Origin of the sequence: Vibrio hyugaensis (assembly GCF_002906655.1) — a bacterium.
Taxonomy (GTDB): domain Bacteria; phylum Pseudomonadota; class Gammaproteobacteria; order Enterobacterales; family Vibrionaceae; genus Vibrio; species Vibrio hyugaensis.
On the sequence record NZ_CP025794.1, the window covers coordinates 1,287,542 to 1,305,829 of the forward strand.

An 18,288-nucleotide genomic window follows, 5' to 3' on the forward strand; every position below is an offset into this window, starting at 1 on the left:
TGATACTCCGCCATTCCCTTGCATTCATTGTGTGAAATCAAAGATTTCATTAATGCTTTTGACGAAATACAACGTCAACTCCGTTAATCAATCTCTCGTCATTTTCGTCAAAATTGAATATTTTCAGCAATACGACAATTAACACAATCGCAACAAACCAATGCTCACCAAATAAAACAACAAACAAAAACAAAGACTTAGGCTCAATGTGGCATTTTGTCGCTTTTCTCACATTAACCTGTCGTTATTTTTATAAGAAAAATAAGTAAGGTCTCGTATAGTTAATCCATCGAGAGGCAATAGCCACTCAAAAGAATTCCAGAGGTGACATGGCAACATGTCACTCCGGCAGCAAGCGAAGGTGTCATTGACACCCGTGGTATAGTCCCCCCGGCTATACCACGATATTTTTTTTCTTCTCTTTCTTTATCCACTTAACGCTTTACTCCCCTTAATACTCAATACATCAACACTCCATTGTTCACTGTTAGTTTCCCTAACTTAATTGCACTACCTCGAGCACGCTCAGCCATACACAACCAAAAACTCATGCGATAAATAGTCATAGCTCGTCTCTCAAAGCATGCCTCTAACAAGCCGCTTCAAACCAAGTCGATTCGATGCTTGGCGTAATAAAAAGCCCAGCATCAAAACGAGCTGGGCTTAACAATTAAATAGCAGAGCATCAAAAGCCAATGAATCTAGCTAACTTGATTCTCTTGCGTCATAGCAAACTTAGACGGAGGTAAACCGAAGTGGTGCTTAAACTTTTGACTGAAGTAGGAAGGGTCATTAAAACCGCAATTAAATGCAACCTCACTGATTTTTTCACCCGCTAATAGTTGCTCACATGCTGTTTCTAAGCGCACCTCTGTAAGATAATCTTTGAAAGTTCTCGATGACGCGGATTTGAAACGACGCTGTAAGCTACGTTCAGACATAAACAGCAACTTCGCCGCAGAGGCGGTACCGAATTCCGCATCATGATAATTTTCTGCAACTAATTGATAAACTTTCATCAGCCACTCTTGCTCCGGTGACACTTTCTCCGATATTGGTTCTGATTGGGTAAATTCCGGTAATGATTCCTCAACATGACTCAGCTCTTGCGCACATGGCCAAGTGATTTCGATTTTATTCTGAGCATCGGAGGCAAACATTGATAAATGTCCACCACTTACCGATACCAGTTGAGGCAGATTGTCCATACTTAAGTCTACATTTGTAGTATTAGAAGGACGCATCGTCGAAACTTTACTAGGCAGTTGAGTTCCGTAATCGATAAAGCTGAGCGAAACAATATCATTCCCCTCCTCTAAGACCAGCTTAACTGACTGACCTCGGAATGAACGCTTTATCGCATTAGCAAAGATGCTATTGAAGATAACATCGAGATTAAAACTCTCAAGCGCGATTCGGCTGGATTTATTGGCATCTTCCAACTCGACAACAATGCCAGCTTTCGAGAAATCCTCTCGCCATACGTCAACGACAGACTGCGTTATTTGGCTTAGGTTGTAATTTTGGCTGCCACCGCTGCTATCTTCTGGCGAACTCTTTAATTCGTTAAGTTGCCAGTAGGTTTTCGAAAGATGGTCTTGGGTTGCTGAATCCAGATCTATAGGCAACCTATTGGCAATGGAATCGACGCTTGTCTTAATCGATTGGGCAACATGGTCGACTAATAAGTTTCTTACCTGTATTTGCTTTCTCAACTGCTGATTACTGGTGAGTAACACACGACTTTGATGGCGTAATTGGTTTGTTTTTAATGTAACTTGAGCAGCGAGGTCACGGTTGGCCTGTAATACATAGCGAGAACGCCAGTAAATAATCAAAGCAAGAATGACAATAATAACCATGGTAAAACCCGTGATCGCGAGTTTAGATAAATACCACGGCTCCAAGACAGTAAATTTCGAATCAAGCCCTATCATTCCAGAGGCTAATTGTGAGTCATTACTCACTTGTAAGTGATACTCTCCTGAGTTGAGGTGCTCTAGAGTCAGTTGCCCACCTTCTAAAGTTTGCCACTTCTCATTTTCGTTCAAGCGATAATACAAATTCTGATTGTCAGGTTTAGGCATGACACCAAAAAGGAAACTTAAAGAAGACCCATACGGTAGCTTCATCTCCAAAAGATCGGCGCTTCCGACTTGAACCACATCATTTTCTAACATGACTTGGCTAACAATAAGCTTGGATTCTGGCGTGTTAGACACCAGAAGCTTAGAAGCATCAGCCTTGACCAACCCATATTGCGAACCAAAGATAAGTTGGCGGTCACTATCCTCAGCACGCCTGATCGTATTACATACACCAGGCAAGAACTCATTATTTATCAAGCCGGATGAAGAGGAATAATGTTTCATTAACTGACCAGACAAATGGTAATAACTCAGGCCAACAGACGATGCGAGCCAGACGCCTTCAGAGTCACTGATCATGCATGCAGGTCGAGAGTTGGAAACACTCATTTCCATGACTTGCTTTGAATCACTACCTGGTATCGTTTTAAACACGCCGTATGCAGAGGCAAACCACTGAGAACCGTCGATTGCTGTAATCATGTCTAAGGATTCACCGTATTTTTCTGAGAAACGGTTGAATCGGATTCGTTCTCCATCGTACTCGTACACGCCGTGGTCAGTACCAATCAATAGCAGTTCTTCTTTGTCGTAGAGACGGGTGATCTTAGCAGGTAGGTATTGGCTGACTAACCAATCACTACCAAAGTTCCTAACTTCTTGACTAGAAACATCAATATTAAATAATTGATACCCACTTGAAGCCCACAGTCTTGTTGAACCATCAGAAACGATATGATCGATAGGTCGACCAGCCATAACCCTTAAATAGGGATAACTAACACGTTCTAAATCGTTTAAATTGTAGATCTCTAATCCTGAAGACGTCGCCAGCCATAATCTGTCGCCTTGGAAAGCAAACTCATTGATTTGTGATGCTAAATTCATCACTTTCATGACACCTTTAGAGCCAGAACGATATAAGTTATGGTCATCGACAAACCATAACACGCCATCTGGGCCGGTTAATGTCTGCCGAATACGGCCAGAAAGTGTTTGTGAGTCATAACTGCTGAAAGTAATACGTTCAAACTTTTTGCTGAATAGTGAGTAATAGCGAATCCCTTGATTCGTCGCGATCCACATTCCTCCCATATTATCGTTCAACAAAGAGTAAATTTTGGTACTCGCTAATTCGATCTCCAAGAAGCTCGCAGGCGTCACCTGAGTCACAGCACCAGTCAAAAAAGAGTACAGATATAACCCTTGTTCCGTACCAACCCAATACTCTTGGTTCGTCTCTGCAAACGTCAAAACATGGGAGGCTCCGATTCTGATCACGGGTTTGTTAGGCTCGTAAATATTGAAAATCAGCGCACCTTTCAACGTTCCGATGAGTATTTCCCTTCGAGTATGCGAATAATAGACTTTTTCTATGTAGTGCTTACCTGAGGAAACGACGTGATTAAACGAATTGCCTTCAGAAAGATAGACACCTGATGTCGTCGCCAAGGCCCATTTTGTTTCAACAAATATGGCGTCGTTGATGTATACATAACTATTGTTGCTGTGCTGATAAAGCTGGAGCAATGAGAAGGAATTCAGCTCGCTGGTGTCGATGTTATACGTATAGAAATGCGCACCATCACTGACCCAAATATATTGACCCGAAGAACCAATTTTACGTATTTGAGCGCCTGGATTGAGGCTAAAGACTAGCCGACGATCTCGATTTGGGTAGGTTTGATAAACTTCATTTTCAACAAAGGTCCAAAACGATCCTTTGTGATAGGCTAATTGTTCTTCTCTCGCTGGCAGGAAACTGCCTGATTTGGGAAGCGTCGTTTGACCGTCATAGAACAATACTCTGCCGTGAACATCATGGATCCATAGCCCGCCCTGTTCACCAGGAAACAATTTTTTCGCCGCAATAAAAGTGCCCTTAACCTGATTTGGCAAAGGGTAGAAGATCGCATTCGCTTCACTTGAAGCAAACGCTTGAAATGAGAAGATAAAACCCCAAAAAAATAGGGCTAATGGGCGCAGCAAGTTGAAATCCTTACATGTATCAATACGTGCGTGCTCTTATACACTCATGCCTTCCATAGCTAAGTGTCAATATGGTTATTTCGAGCCGCTAATTATTGATAATAATACTTCAAATCCTTTAATAGGAAAGACTCACTGCGCCAAAGGTTGCAATTCTTACTGTTGGATCACGTTAAAAACGAATTCAGTGTAAGGAGTAACAACACATTTGTTACTTTTCACTCAAACATTGACTAAAGCTATTCGACATTTGTTTCAGGAATGTAAAGTAACTGCCTGACTGTACATCAATTTCACTGCCTAGCGGATCAAGTACGCCAGTGTTCACGTCATTACCACGCATAACACTTTCGATCACTGCAGGAGTAAACTGTGGCTCAGAAAAGACACATGCTACATCGCCCGTCCCTAGTGTTTTACGGATATGAATTAATGTTTTTGCGCCAGGCTTGCGGTCAGGAGAGACAGTAAAGTGGCCCATTTGGTTTAGCCCATAACGCTCTTCAAAGTAACCATAGGCATCATGGAAAACGAAGTACCCCTTGTCTTTAACTAGCGTAAGCTCTTGCTTAATTTCTGCGTCTGTCGTTTTCAGATGTTCATCAAATTTTTTCAGGTTTGCTGCATAAGTGCTGGCATTAGCAGGATCGATTTCAGCGAGTTTATGGGCGATCGCGTTAGCGACTTGTTGAACGGTTTCAATACCAAGCCAAAAATGAGGATCATGGGTACCGTGATCGTGCCCATCATGGTCGTGAGCATGCTCGCTACCAAATTCACGCAATTTAAGGTCTGGAATTTTACTTACGGTAAGCGTGTTGTCTTTGTCTGCTACCACTTTTTCAAGGAAGGGTTCTAAATCATGCCCATACCAAATAACAAGATCAGCCGCAGCCGCTTTTTTGACATCCGAAGGACGCAAAGCATAATCATGAGGAGAGGCATTATTATGAAGTAACACATCCGGTGTTGTTACACCTTCCGTTAGCTCAGTTGTGATCATTTGAATAGGTTTGATGCTGGTTAACACGGTCACTGCGTGTGCAGGTAAAGTTAGTATTGCTGAAGCAGCAAGAATTAGTGCTCTTTTCATAGTTTTACTTGGGATATGGCGTTGAAAGTGAGATAATGTTACATTATAACATTATCAGTTTGCAAATGAGTTTCATTCATGTCTTCATTAGTCCGTCTTGAACAGCTGTGCGTCGAATTCGATGGTCGTAGGGTTCTTGATAACATCAGCATGGAATTAGAAAAGGGTAAAATCACTACTCTTATCGGTCCCAACGGAGCGGGAAAATCCACTTTAGTTCGAGTCATTTTAGGGTTACAAAAACCGACAAGTGGCAAACTTACGAACAAACGAAAGCTGAAGATTGGATATGTTCCTCAGAAACTGAAACTCAACGACTCTCTGCCTCTCAATGTCGTTCGATTCCTTAATCTTGCTGGGAAATACAGCAAACAAGAATGCCTAGATGCTTTGAGATTAGTTGGAGCGGAACACTTACTAAATAGCAATATGCATCGCTTGTCTGGTGGTGAGAACCAGCGGGTATTGCTCGCTCGTGCTCTACTCCAGCGACCAGAACTCTTAGTGCTTGATGAACCAGCTCAAGGCGTTGATATTCAAGGTCAGATTGACTTATACGATTTAATCGAAAGCATTCGTCATCGCTTCGATTGTGGTGTATTCATGGTATCGCACGACCTGCATCTGGTAATGGCGAAAACAGATGATGTCATATGTTTGCACCATCATGTTTGTTGCTCTGGCTCACCAGCGACGATTACTCAGCATCCGTCGTACATCGCTCTATTTGGTAACGCGACTCGTGAATCGCTTGCTTTTTATCATCATGATCATGAACACCATCATCACGATCTTGCTGGCTCTCCTGTAACAGGCGATGCGACATCTTGCTCACAACATAACCACGGACATCACCACCATGATTGAGTTTTTACTGCCTTCTATTCTTGCTGGCATTGGTATTGCCATTATTGCAGGACCATTAGGCTCTTTCGTCGTGTGGCGGAAAATGGCTTACTTTGGTGATACGTTAGCGCATGCTTCCCTAATGGGACTCGCCCTTGGCTTTCTGCTTAATGTAAATTTGTATCTGGCTCTTTTAGTGTGCTGTTTAGCCCTTGCGGTGTTGCTCGTAACGCTACAAAAACAGCAACTCGTTGCCACCGATACCCTACTTGGTATTTTAGCTCATAGCGCCCTTTCCATCGGCTTAGTTTCTGTGAGCTTCTTGGATAATGTTCGCATTGACTTGATGAGCTACCTATTTGGTGATTTACTCGCCGTTTCTCCACAAGACTTAATGTTCATTTACGCTGGTGTTGTGGCTGTAAGTGCATGTTTGTACTTTTTCTGGCGTCCATTGTTATCGAGCACCGTAAGTGAAGAGTTAGCTGCTGTCGAAGGCGTAAATACAGATTTAGTGCGCTTAGTATTAATGCTGATGGTCGGTATTGTTATCGCAGTAGGTATGAAGTTTGTTGGTGCACTGATTATGACTTCCCTATTGATCATCCCTGCAGCAACCGCACGTAAAGTCTCTTCATCGCCGGAACAAATGGCCTTTTTCGCCTCAATCATTGGCTCTGTTGCTGTATTAATGGGACTCAGTCTGTCTTGGCATTTCGATACACCCGCAGGTCCTTCTGTTGTGATTAGCGCGACATCCCTATTTATGCTTAGCCAACTGATTAGGCGCAAAGCGTAAGACAAAAAGAAAAGCCTGCGAAATCGCCTGTCTCTTGATCACAAGTCTAGTGATCAAGAGACATTGCGAGTTCGTAGCCTTCAAGGATGGTTTGTAGTTTAAACCACCCTTCCCAAAGCACCTTTATTGAAGCTCTACCCGTCCTCTTGGTATCTTTCCAACCGCCTAATTTAGCGAGATTTTTGTACGCCCAGCCCATATCGGGCACTTCTTTAGGTAACGTCTTACTTTCTAGTTTCAACCACAGTAGCTTCCAAGCTTTTTGGCCCAATACCTTTTCACAACTTTCTTTCGTTAGCTCATCAACTTCTTTAATGAAGCGTAACGCCAATAAACGCGTAGCAACAAAGGCATAGATGACACTTAATCTCTCTAAGTTATCTTTACTTTGTAGCCTGAGTGACTCCACATCTGTCCCTTCACTTTTCCAGACTTTATGGAAATCTTCAATCAGCCATCGGCGCTCGTAATAACTGATAATTCTCATAGCGTCTTCAACGTTGTTTATTGGCTCCGACGTCAAGAGGTGCCATGCTAACTTGTCTTTTGATGTCCCTTGCTCAAGGCAACCAACATAATAAACAGGTATGCCTGCGTGCTCTTTTTTGTTTGCCGGAGCCTTTAATGTCACCTGACCATATTTAACATCAAGCTTTACATCTCTCGCTTTTCTCCCTCCTTTTTGGGGGATGGTAAGCTCTTTTGTCTCGACGCTTGGTAACGCTTGCGCATAGTCGTAAAGCTTTTGATGATGAGCTTCTAGGCAGCGACTTTGCATTGAGCGAACGACAAAGCGCTGCTGATGTTGACGCTTATAAGTTAAGTATTCGAATAGGTCAGCTTCTCGGTCACAGACCGAGATAACATCTAACATTTTATCCCCTAGGCGCTCAACGACACGGCGAGAAGCTTGCTCCCATTTGTAACTCTCTTTCTCCTTATAAGGACGAGTCGCGTGTTGGTGCTTTTGCCCACGCTTGGTAATATCTCGGCTCCATCGCTGCTGCTCTATCAGACCGACAATGGTTTGGCTTTGTGGTGCAAAAAGTAACGTCGAATGTACGTGGAGAGCTCGAGTTCTATCGCCTTGATTAGTATGCCCGAGTTCTTCTTTTATACTTCGATGCGGAAAACTGAGCGTTGTTGTATCTTCAAGCGCGAGTAATTCCTCATGCTCGTTAGCTCGAGATACAGTTGATTGAAAACCTGCTTCAGCGATGTCTTTTGCATCGATGTTTTCATTGCGGATAAAGCGATATGCACCTTCCATATCGGCGGGAGAAAAAGGAAGTTTAGCCACGGAGACTCCTGGTTGATTAGCAATGGAAGTCGCTAAACTGATGAGGCGTTGTGTTCTTCGAAGGTCTTTAAGTTGTGCTTGTCCAAATTGTTCTTGTGCCCAAAGTTTAGCGTCTGAGTGTGTCATCTTAGTGTTTCAGTAAGGATTACTAAGTGATCAGATCACACACACTTGAAAGAGTTCAAAAAAAATCCCCAAGCTACAAGCTTGGGGATTTGTGTATAAGAGACAGGCGAAATCGCAGGCTTTTTAATGCTTTTGCATTGGTTTGGCTTCTTACCAACCAGTCACTTCACGTAGACCTTTGCCAATCTCTGCTAGAGATTTAACAGTCTTAACGCCTGCCGCTTCTAGAGCTGCGAATTTGTCTTCGGCAGTACCTTTACCACCAGAGATGATCGCACCTGCGTGACCCATACGTTTACCTGGAGGAGCAGTAACACCTGCAATGTAAGAAACCACTGGCTTAGTTACGTTCTCTTTGATGAACGCCGCAGCTTCTTCTTCCGCAGTACCACCGATTTCACCAATCATTACGATTGCTTCAGTTTCCGGGTCTTCTTGGAACAGTTTTAGGATATCAATAAAGTTTGAACCTGGGATTGGGTCACCACCGATACCAACACACGTAGACTGACCGAAGCCTTCATCTGTTGTTTGTTTAACTGCTTCGTAAGTAAGAGTACCGCTGCGAGATACGATACCTACTTTACCTTTCTTGTGGATGTGACCAGGCATGATACCAATCTTACACTCGTCTGGAGTGATAAGACCTGGACAGTTAGGACCGATCATGCGAACACCAGTTTCTTCTAGCTTCACTTTAACATCGATCATATCTGTTGTTGGGATACCTTCAGTGATCGTTACGATCAGCTCGATACCTGCGTCAATCGCTTCTAGGATTGCATCTTTACAGAAAGGTGCTGGTACGTAGATAACGGTTGCTGTCGCGCCAGTTACTTCTACAGCTTCACGTACTGTGTTGAATACTGGAAGACCAAGGTGAGTTTGACCACCTTTACCAGGAGATACACCACCAACCATTTGCGTACCGTATGCGATAGCTTGCTCTGAGTGGAATGTACCTTGACCGCCAGTGAAACCCTGACAGATTACTTTAGTGTCTTTGTTAATTAATACAGACATTATTTAGCCTCCGCAGCAGCAACAACTTTCTGAGCAGCATCTGTTAGAGATTCAGCTGCAATGATATCAACGTCAGAATTCGCAAGTACTTCGCGACCTAGGTCTGCGTTTGTACCTTCTAGACGAACAACTACAGGAACTGTTACGCCTACTTCTTTAACCGCACCGATAATACCTTCAGCGATCATGTCACAGCGAACGATACCACCGAAGATGTTTACTAGTACTGCACTAACATTGTCATCAGAAAGGATGATCTTGAATGCTTCAGCTACACGCTCTTTTGTCGCGCCGCCACCTACATCAAGGAAGTTTGCTGGCTTGCCGCCGTGTAGGTTTACGATATCCATCGTACCCATTGCAAGGCCTGCACCGTTAACCATACAGCCAACGTTGCCATCAAGAGCTACGTAGTTCAGTTCCCACTGAGCTGCGTGTGCTTCACGCTCGTCTTCTTGTGAAGGATCGTGCATTTCACGAAGCTTTGGCTGACGGTACATTGCGTTTGAGTCAATGTTGATTTTACCGTCAAGGCAAAGAAGGTTACCTTCACCTGTAATGACAAGCGGGTTGATTTCTAGTAGCGCTAGGTCGTACTGAGAGAACATCGCGCCAAGACCCATAAAGATCTTAACGAATTGTTTGATTTGATCGCCTTCAAGGCCAAGTTTGAACGCTAGCTCGCGCCCTTGGTAAGCTTGAGGGCCTACAAGTGGATCGATTGCCGCTTTATGGATTAGCTCCGGCGTTTCTTCCGCAACTTTTTCGATTTCTACACCACCTTCAGTCGAAGCCATAAAAACGATCTTACGAGTTGCGCGGTCTACAACCGCACCAAGGTAAAGTTCGTTCGCAATGTTAGATGCTTCTTCTACAAGGATTTTAGTAACAGGCTGACCATTTGCGTCTGTTTGGTAAGTAACCAAGTTCTTACCTAGCCATTTTTGTGCGAATTCTTTTACGCCGTCTTTTGTTTCGTGTAGTTCTACGCCGCCCGCTTTACCGCGACCACCAGCGTGAACCTGACATTTAACGACTTTCTTTTCAGTAGTGATGCGACCCGCCGCTTCGAAAGCTCCTTGTGGCGTATCACATGCGTAGCCTTCTGGTACAGGCAAACCGAATTCTGCAAACAGCTGTTTGGCTTGGTATTCGTGCAAATTCATTTTGATATTCCGTTTGTTTATCCCTTAGGGGATTTATTATTTCCATAACGCCGCTTCATGCGGTACGTCTGTAGGGTCTTCTCAAATCAACTGCTTATAATTTTATATCGGGGGCAGTTCAAATGAAGGCCAGACGCTGAGCCAGTCTAGCCTTGGATGCTGTAGACGTCGAGCCATCAAGGATAACTCGACGTTTTAGCGATATTAAACGTCTAATAACAGACGCGCTGGATCTTCTAGTAGCTCTTTAATGGTTACCAGGAAGCCCACTGACTCACGGCCATCAATCAAACGGTGGTCGTAAGATAGTGCTAGGTACATCATCGGCAAGATTTCTACTTTGCCATCAACCGCCATTGGACGCTCTTGGATTTTGTGCATACCCAAGATTGCCGATTGTGGCGGGTTAATGATTGGCGTAGACATCAATGAACCAAATACACCGCCATTGGTGATAGTGAAGTTACCGCCCATCAACTCATCAACCGTTAGCTTGCCGTCACGGCCTTTGATAGCTAACTCTTTGATGCCTTTTTCGATGTCAGCGAAACCTAGTGTGTCACAGTCTTTTAGAACTGGCGTCACTAGACCACGTGGCGTAGAAACTGCCATGCTGATGTCGAAGTAGTTGTGGTAAACGATATCATCACCATCGATAGATGCGTTCACTTCTGGGTAACGTTTTAGTGCTTCTGTTACTGCTTTCACGTAGAAAGACATGAAACCAAGACGAGTACCGTGGCGTTCTTCGAACTGGTCTTTGTATTGCTTACGAAGGTCCATGATTGGCTTCATGTTCACTTCGTTAAACGTGGTTAGCATTGCCGTGTTGTTCTTCGCTTCTAGAAGACGGTTTGCCACTGTCTTACGTAGACGCGTCATTGGAACACGTTTTTGGCTGCGAGCCGCTGCAGGCGCTTCAACGGCCGCCGGAGCTTCCGCTTTCGGTGCCGCTTTTGCATTTGCAAGGTGCGCTTCAATGTCTTCGCGAGTAATACGACCGCCAACACCAGAGCCTTTCACTTGGCTAGCTTCAAGGCCGTGCTCAGCAAGAAGACGACGAACCGCTGGGCTTAGCGCATCGTTGCTCTCTTCTGTCAGCGTTGCTTTGTGGCGCTTATCAGGAGACGCTTCTTTGTCTTCTGTTGAGTCTGTTGTCGGCTCACCCGCTACCGCGCCTGGCTTAAGCTTTGCAAGCAGTTGTTTAGAAAGTACCGTCGCACCTTCTACTTCAATAATGGCTTCTAAAACGCCAGCTTCCGGAGCTGGAACTTCAAGCACCACTTTATCGGTTTCGATATCAACCAGAACTTCATCACGCTCTACCGCGTCGCCTGGTTGTTTGTGCCATGTCGCTACGGTTGCGTCAGCAACTGATTCAGGTAAATCTGGAACCAGAATTTCAATTGTCATATCTGTTTCTTCCTTTAACTTCTAGTTCTTAATTCGAAGTTTTTGAGTTCACGTTCAGAGCGTCTTCAACCAACGCTTTTTGTTGTTTCAAGTGCACCGACATGTAGCCTACTGCTGGCGAAGCAGAAGCTGGGCGACCTGCGTATTTAAGATCTGCACCTGCTGGAATTGCAGCACGGAAGTTGTGTTGACTGCAGTACCAAGCACCCTGGTTTTGAGGCTCTTCCTGACACCAGACAAAATCTTCAACATTCGTGTATTGTTCGATGGCAGCTTGTACTTCATCCAGAGGGAATGGGTACAGTTGCTCAACACGTACAATAGCAACATCATCTTGTTCGTTGTTGCGACGTTGTTCTAGAAGGTCGAAGTAAACCTTACCTGAACAGAACACAACACGTTTCACTTTGCTCGGTTCCAGATTATCAATCTCAGGAATCGCTGGTTGGAATGTGCCATCAGACAATTCTTCCAACGTTGAAGTACAAAGTGGATGACGCAGTAGCGACTTAGGTGACATAACAATCAGTGGGCGACGCATAGGGCGCACCACTTGGCGACGAATCATGTGATAAACCTGTGCTGGCGTAGATGGCACTACAACCTGCATATTCTGTTCAGCACATAATTGTAGATAACGCTCAAGACGCGCAGATGAGTGCTCAGGACCTTGACCTTCATAACCGTGAGGTAGCAACATCGTTAGACCACATAGACGTGCCCATTTTTGTTCACCTGATGAGATGAACTGGTCAATCACGACTTGTGCGCCGTTTGCAAAGTCACCGAATTGAGCTTCCCAAATAGTCAAACCACTTGGTTCTGCTGTTGCATAACCGTACTCAAACGCTAATACCGCTTCTTCTGACAACACAGAGTCAAACACTTGGAATGGACCTTGTTTGTCATGAATATTTGCTAGCGGAATGTATGTACTTGCATCATTTTGGTTATGCAAAACAGAGTGACGGTGGAAGAACGTACCACGGCCAGAATCCTGTCCCGAGATACGAATACGCTTGCCGTCATCAACGATCGTAGCGTATGCCAGTGTCTCAGCCATGCCCCAGTCAATTGCTTTTTCACCACTGATCATTGCAGAACGATCGTTATAAAGCTTGTTTACGCGGCTTTGCAGTTTATGACTATCAGGGTATTGAATTAGGCGCTGACCAAGCTCTTTAAGGCGAGTCTCATCAAATTTGTTATCCCAATCCACATCCCAGTCGTGACCAAGGTATGGAGACCAGTCAACCGAATGCAACGCCATTGGACGCCATTCTTTCACCACAACTTCGCCTTTATCTAGCGCGTCGCGGTATTCATTGACCAATTGCGTCGCGACTTCAATGTCTGATTCGTTTTTATCGATCAGTACATCTGCATAAAGCTTACGAGGCGTTGGGTGCTTCTTGATTTTTTGGTACATCAATGGCTGAGTTGCGTTTGGCTCATCGGCTTCGTTGTGGCCATGACGACGGTAACAAACCAAGTCAATTACAACATCACGTTTGAACTCATTACGGTAATCCAGTGCAATACGGGTAACGAATGCTACCGCTTCTGGATCATCAGCATTAACGTGGAAAATCGGAGCCTGTACCATCTTAGCGATATCTGTACAGTACATGGTAGAGCGTGTATCGCGAGGGTTTGATGTTGTAAAACCAACTTGGTTGTTTACAACAATACGCACCGTACCACCAACACAGAAGCCACGAGCAAGAGACATGTTGAACGTCTCGGCAACCACACCCTGTCCTGCGATCGCAGAGTCGCCATGAATAGTAATAGGAAGTACGCGACTGCCCTCAAAATCACCTAAGCGATCTTGACGAGCTCGTACAGAGCCAATAACTACTGGATTTACAATCTCAAGGTGAGATGGGTTAAAGGCTAACGCAAGGTGAACATCACCACCTGGCGTCGCAAAGTCAGCAGAGAAACCTTGGTGGTACTTAACATCGCCAGTACCCCATGTATCATCGTGCTTGCCCGCAAACTCATCGAACAAATCTTGTGGCTTCTTACCTAGAACGTTAACCAACATGTTTAAACGTCCGCGGTGAGCCATACCGATCACAACTTCACGCATACCGCTTGTACCAGCATGTCGAATCAGTTCTTTCGTCATCGGAATCAGTGCATCGCCACCTTCTAACGAGAAGCGTTTCGCCCCTGGGAATTTTGCGCCCAAGTAACGCTCTAGACCTTCAGCAGCCGTTAGCTCCTCAAGAAATGTACGCTTTTCGTCTTTATCAAAAGATGGCTGACCAACGACAGACTCTAAACGCTGTTGAATCCAACGTTTTTGTTCTGTGTCTGTCATGTGCATGTATTCTGCACCAATCGAACCACAGTAGGTTTTCTTAAGTGCTGAGTAGATATCTTTTAACTGCATGGTTTCTTGGCCGACGGCGAAAGAACCTACGTTAAAAGTTTCTGCGAAGTCATCTTCGGTGAGATTGTGGAATGCAGGGTCTAGCTCCGCCACAGGTGGACGTTGCCATAGACCTAGAGGATCGAGCTCTGCAGCTTCATGACCGCGGAAACGGTATGCGTTGATAAGCTGGAGAACTTTTACTTGCTTAGCGTCGACATCTGGATCACTAACTTGGACACTGTAATGCTTTGTTTCTTGAGCGAGTCGTCGGAAGTAGTCGCGGACACGCGAGTGTGGCTGATCAGCCACTTCTTCTGAGTTCTTTGGCAACTCATCGAATACACGTTTCCACTCCTCACTTACCAGATCGGGGTCACTTAGATACAGTTCGTAGAGGTCTTCTACATACGTTGCATTGGCGCCAGCCAAGTGTGAAGACTCGAGCCATGCCTTCATCACGCCGTTGTGCATATTTTCCCTTAACCAGTAGTTTTCACGTTTGCTGCGGTCTGCGCCGAGCTATTAAGAGCCGACCCATTTAGGTCGGCAATTTTTTGTTGTTAATTAAATCGAACGATTGACCAACATCGACTTGATATGACCGATGGCTTTCGTTGGATTTAGCCCCTTAGGACAAACACTTACACAATTCATGATGCCATGGCAACGAAAAACGCTAAATGCATCATCAAGATCGGACAAACGTTCATCAGTCGCTGTATCTCGGCTATCAATTAACCAACGATAGGCCGCTAAAAGGCCAGCAGGGCCGATAAATTTATCAGGATTCCACCAGAAAGACGGACAAGATGTCGTACAACATGCACACATAATACATTCGTACAAGCCATCTAGATGCGCACGCTCATCAGGCGATTGTAAGTTTTCACGAGACGGAGGAAGAGCACCATCGTCAATTAAGAAAGGCTTAACTTTCGCATAGTTATCGTAGAACTGAGTCATGTCAACGATAAGATCACGTACAACAGGCAGACCAGGTAATGGTCGAATGACGAGCTTATCGCCTTTCAAAGCAGATAACGGTGTAATACACGCTAATCCATTTTTACCATTCATGTTAAGACCATCAGAACCACACACACCTTCACGACATGAACGACGGAATGCAATGCTAGGGTCTTGCTCCTTCAGAAGGATCAAGGCATCCAGAAGCATCATGTCTGATCCTTCTTCGACCTCAAGCGTGTAGTCTTTCATGTACGGCTTTTGGTCGACATCCGGGTTGTAGCGGTACAAAGAGAAATTCAGTTTCATAATATTACCCTCCTTTCCTTAGTACGTACGTGCTTTTGGCGGAAATGCTTCACGATGGATTGGTTCCATGTTTACACCACGTTTAGCCATTGCTTCCGTTTCCGGGTTGTAGATTGAATGGCATAGCCACTGCTCATCATCACGGTCTGGGAAGTCAAAGCGAGCATGTGCACCACGGCTTTCTGTGCGGTAGTTTGCTGCTACAGCTGTTGCGTATGCTGTTTCCATCAAGTTCTCTAGTTCTAGACACTCAATACGTTGAGTGTTGAACTCTGTCGATTTGTCAGCAAGGTGTGCGTTCTTCAGACGCTCACGGATAACTTTAAGCTCTTCAAGACCTTTAGCCATTGCATCACCTTCACGGAATACCGAGAAGTTGTTTTGCATACATTGTTGTAGGTCTTTACGAATTTGCGCTGGATCTTCACCGTCAGTGCTATTTTCCCAACGGTTGTAACGCTCTAGTGAACGTTCAATGTCTGCTTCAGTTGCAGGTTTCGCATCAGCTTGTTTAAGCAGTGTTTCACCTAGGTGCAGACCTGTTGCACGACCAAATACCACCAAGTCTAGTAGTGAGTTACCACCAAGACGGTTTGCACCGTGTACTGATACTGATGCAATTTCACCACAAGCGAATAGGCCTTGAACTTCAACATCCGCGCCGTTTTCATCTTGCTTAATCGCTTGGCCTGATACCTGAGTAGGAATACCACCCATCATATAGTGACACGTAGGAATTACTGGGATTGGCTCTTTGACCGGATCAACGTGCGCAAATGTACGAGACAACTCACAAACGCCCGGTAAACGAGACTCCAGTGTATCTTTACCTAGGTGATCAAGTTTCAATTTAATATGTGGACCCCAAGGGCCATCACAGCCACGACCTTCACGGATTTCAATCATCATTGAACGTGCAACCACGTCACGACCAGCAAGGTCTTTCGCGTTTGGTGCGTAACGCTCCATGAAGCGTTCGCCGTCCTTGTTTAGAAGGTAACCACCCTCACCACGACAACCTTCGGTTACAAGAACACCTGCGCCAGCGATACCCGTTGGGTGGAACTGCCACATTTCCATATCTTGCATTGGGACACCAGCACGAAGTGCCATACCAACACCGTCACCAGTATTGATGTGCGCGTTAGTCGTTGATGCGTAAATACGACCTGCACCACCCGTTGCTAAGATGGTTGCTTTCGATTTGAAGTAGCACACTTCACCTGTTTCCATGCATAGCGCCGTACAGCCTAGAACAACACCATCTTCATTTTTAACGATATCAAGAGCATACCACTCAGAGAATACCGTTGTTTTGTGCTTGATGTTTTGTTGGTATAGCGTGTGCAGGAGTGCGTGACCAGTACGGTCAGCCGCTGCCGCTGTACGCGCAGCTTGCTCACCACCAAAGTTCTTTGACTGGCCACCAAACGGGCGCTGATAAATAGTGCCGTTATCAAAACGAGAGAAAGGAAGACCCATTTTCTCTAGCTCGATAACAGATTCAGGACCGTTCTTACACATGTATTCGATTGCGTCTTGGTCACCGATATAGTCAGAACCTTTAACCGTATCGTACATGTGCTGTTCCCAATGATCTTCGTGCGCATTACCTAGCGCAACCGTAATACCACCTTGAGCAGAAACAGTGTGTGAACGTGTTGGGAAAACTTTAGATAGCAACGCACATGACAGGCCTTGCTCCGAAATTTGTAGTGCAGCGCGCATACCCGCACCACCAGCGCCGATTACTACGGCATCAAACTCACGAACTGGAATAGACACTTACGCACCCCACAGAATAAATAGACCAGAGAAGACATAGCCGAATAAAACGGCAATAACACCAAGTTGCAATGCACCACGAAGTATCGCGGGCTTAATGTAATCCGTTAACACCTGCCACAAACCAACCCACGCGTGAATTAGAATTGAGACTAAGGCCAACATGGTGAAAACTTTGGTGAACGTACCACCAAAGAATTGGGTCCAAGATGCGTAAGAGATATCTGAGAAAGCGCAGAAGCTAATCAGATAAATCGTGTATAGCGTCATAATGATTGCTGATGCACGAATCAATAAGAAATCGTGGACACCATTACGACCAAATGAAGAGACGTGTTTTACCATACCAAGATCCCCGCCAATAGTGATAATACTGCAGTAGCACCAAATGCGACTTTAGCGCTCATCGCGCCTGAATCGAGTTCTTCGAAGTGGCCTAGGTCCATCAACAGGTGACGGACGCCACCAGCGATGTGGTAGGCAAGTGCAGTTAGAATTCCCCACAGAATGAATTTCACGAAGAAGCTATCGACGATATCAGCGGCTTCCATAAAACCCATCGGGGATGACAGAGAAATGGACAGTAACCAAAGCAATATGCCCACCGCAACAAACGTAATCACACCCGACACACGATGTAGGATGGACGCGATTGCTGTGATGGGAAAGCGGATGGTCTGTAAATCTAAATTAACAGGTCTTGACTTTCTTTCTTTCACGGGCTTGCTCACTCAGCTCCATTGAGCATTTATTGTTATAACCAATTTCAGCTTCCAAACGTACAAAAGTTAACATTTGATTAACAAATACTCGCAATATGCTCGGAGATAATTGTAAACACTTTGTTAACAAACGGAGTCAGTAAACAAACCTCACTTTTGTTTCCAGCCCCGAATTTATAAGGATTTAACTAAAATTTTCTGTGCCAATATACGGCCAGCAACATTCTAATACAATTGATGTAACAAATTATGCTACATAGAACAGATTTTTAACGATTTTC

Annotated in this window: 13 protein-coding genes; 2 read left to right on the forward strand and 11 right to left on the reverse strand. The window is 44.8% G+C overall.

The genetic code is table 11. The annotated features are described in order from the left end of the window. Window positions 1–701 precede the first annotated feature (701 nt). The gene (locus C1S74_RS06495; protein ID WP_045400839.1) at window positions 702–4,076 is read right to left on the reverse strand and encodes an AraC family transcriptional regulator; all 3,375 of its coding nucleotides are present in this window, start codon (window positions 4,074–4,076) and stop codon (window positions 702–704) included. 211 nt (window positions 4,077–4,287) lie between these two features. Beyond that, entirely contained in the window at window positions 4,288–5,169 is an 882-nt protein-coding gene (znuA, locus tag C1S74_RS06500; RefSeq protein ID WP_045400836.1) for a zinc ABC transporter substrate-binding protein ZnuA, read from the reverse strand. A gap of 78 nt (window positions 5,170–5,247) precedes the next feature. Here znuA and znuC point away from each other — a divergent pair, with 78 nt between their 5' ends. Both znuC and znuB read left to right on the forward strand, forming a co-directional pair. Continuing rightward, window positions 5,248–6,036 carry a zinc ABC transporter ATP-binding protein ZnuC gene (gene znuC / locus C1S74_RS06505; RefSeq protein ID WP_038865671.1) on the forward strand — a complete coding sequence of 263 codons (789 nt, stop codon included), beginning with the start codon at window positions 5,248–5,250 and terminating at the stop codon, window positions 6,034–6,036. After that, the gene (gene znuB / locus C1S74_RS06510) at window positions 6,029–6,814 is read left to right on the forward strand and encodes a zinc ABC transporter permease subunit ZnuB (protein WP_038879265.1); all 786 of its coding nucleotides are present in this window, start codon (window positions 6,029–6,031) and stop codon (window positions 6,812–6,814) included. Before znuC ends, znuB begins: the two co-directional genes overlap by 8 nt. A gap of 46 nt (window positions 6,815–6,860) precedes the next feature. Here znuB and C1S74_RS06515 read toward each other — a convergent pair whose 3' ends face one another. From C1S74_RS06515 to sdhC, 9 genes are all read right to left on the reverse strand, one after another. Then, window positions 6,861–8,240, reverse strand: a complete 1,380-nt coding sequence (locus C1S74_RS06515; protein WP_103415251.1) for an IS4 family transposase — start codon at window positions 8,238–8,240, stop codon at window positions 6,861–6,863. Between the two features lie 150 nt (window positions 8,241–8,390). Next, window positions 8,391–9,263 carry a succinate--CoA ligase subunit alpha gene (gene sucD / locus C1S74_RS06520; RefSeq protein WP_038877586.1) on the reverse strand — a complete coding sequence of 291 codons (873 nt, stop codon included), beginning with the start codon at window positions 9,261–9,263 and terminating at the stop codon, window positions 8,391–8,393. Beyond that, entirely contained in the window at window positions 9,263–10,429 is a 1,167-nt protein-coding gene (gene sucC, locus C1S74_RS06525; protein WP_045399059.1) for an ADP-forming succinate--CoA ligase subunit beta, read from the reverse strand. The genes sucD and sucC overlap by 1 nt, the downstream gene beginning before the upstream one ends. Window positions 10,430–10,633: 204 nt before the next feature. Further along, on the reverse strand, window positions 10,634–11,842 hold the full coding sequence (odhB, locus tag C1S74_RS06530) for a 2-oxoglutarate dehydrogenase complex dihydrolipoyllysine-residue succinyltransferase (RefSeq protein ID WP_038865677.1): 1,209 nt from the start codon (window positions 11,840–11,842) through the stop codon (window positions 10,634–10,636). A 28-nt stretch (window positions 11,843–11,870) separates the two neighbouring features. Then, on the reverse strand, window positions 11,871–14,696 hold the full coding sequence (sucA, locus tag C1S74_RS06535) for a 2-oxoglutarate dehydrogenase E1 component (RefSeq protein WP_038877581.1): 2,826 nt from the start codon (window positions 14,694–14,696) through the stop codon (window positions 11,871–11,873). 93 nt (window positions 14,697–14,789) lie between these two features. Then, entirely contained in the window at window positions 14,790–15,500 is a 711-nt protein-coding gene (locus C1S74_RS06540) for a succinate dehydrogenase iron-sulfur subunit (RefSeq protein WP_038865681.1), read from the reverse strand. An 18-nt stretch (window positions 15,501–15,518) separates the two neighbouring features. Further along, window positions 15,519–17,285: a succinate dehydrogenase flavoprotein subunit gene (gene sdhA, locus C1S74_RS06545; protein WP_045399057.1), complete on the reverse strand. Its 1,767-nt coding sequence runs from the start codon at window positions 17,283–17,285 to the stop codon at window positions 15,519–15,521. Further along, window positions 17,286–17,630, reverse strand: a complete 345-nt coding sequence (sdhD, locus tag C1S74_RS06550) for a succinate dehydrogenase, hydrophobic membrane anchor protein (RefSeq protein WP_038865684.1) — start codon at window positions 17,628–17,630, stop codon at window positions 17,286–17,288. Then, window positions 17,624–18,016 carry a succinate dehydrogenase cytochrome b556 subunit gene (sdhC, locus tag C1S74_RS06555; protein WP_005446421.1) on the reverse strand — a complete coding sequence of 131 codons (393 nt, stop codon included), beginning with the start codon at window positions 18,014–18,016 and terminating at the stop codon, window positions 17,624–17,626. The genes sdhD and sdhC overlap by 7 nt, the downstream gene beginning before the upstream one ends. Between the last annotated feature and the right edge of the window lie 272 nt (window positions 18,017–18,288).

What these genes read in the sequence shown, in the direction of transcription:
- sucA (WP_038877581.1), bottom strand. Translation starts at nt 14,696, where the DNA reads ATGCACAACGGCGTGATGAAGGCATGGCTCGAGTCTTCACACTTGGCT.
- znuA (WP_045400836.1), bottom strand. Translation starts at nt 5,169, where the DNA reads ATGAAAAGAGCACTAATTCTTGCTGCTTCAGCAATACTAACTTTACCT.
- C1S74_RS06515 (WP_103415251.1), bottom strand. Translation starts at nt 8,240, where the DNA reads ATGACACACTCAGACGCTAAACTTTGGGCACAAGAACAATTTGGACAA.
- C1S74_RS06540 (WP_038865681.1), bottom strand. Translation starts at nt 15,500, where the DNA reads ATGAAACTGAATTTCTCTTTGTACCGCTACAACCCGGATGTCGACCAA.
- sdhD (WP_038865684.1), bottom strand. Translation starts at nt 17,630, where the DNA reads ATGGTAAAACACGTCTCTTCATTTGGTCGTAATGGTGTCCACGATTTC.
- znuC (WP_038865671.1), top strand. Translation starts at nt 5,248, where the DNA reads ATGTCTTCATTAGTCCGTCTTGAACAGCTGTGCGTCGAATTCGATGGT.
- znuB (WP_038879265.1), top strand. Translation starts at nt 6,029, where the DNA reads ATGATTGAGTTTTTACTGCCTTCTATTCTTGCTGGCATTGGTATTGCC.
- sucC (WP_045399059.1), bottom strand. Translation starts at nt 10,429, where the DNA reads ATGAATTTGCACGAATACCAAGCCAAACAGCTGTTTGCAGAATTCGGT.
- sucD (WP_038877586.1), bottom strand. Translation starts at nt 9,263, where the DNA reads ATGTCTGTATTAATTAACAAAGACACTAAAGTAATCTGTCAGGGTTTC.
- odhB (WP_038865677.1), bottom strand. Translation starts at nt 11,842, where the DNA reads ATGACAATTGAAATTCTGGTTCCAGATTTACCTGAATCAGTTGCTGAC.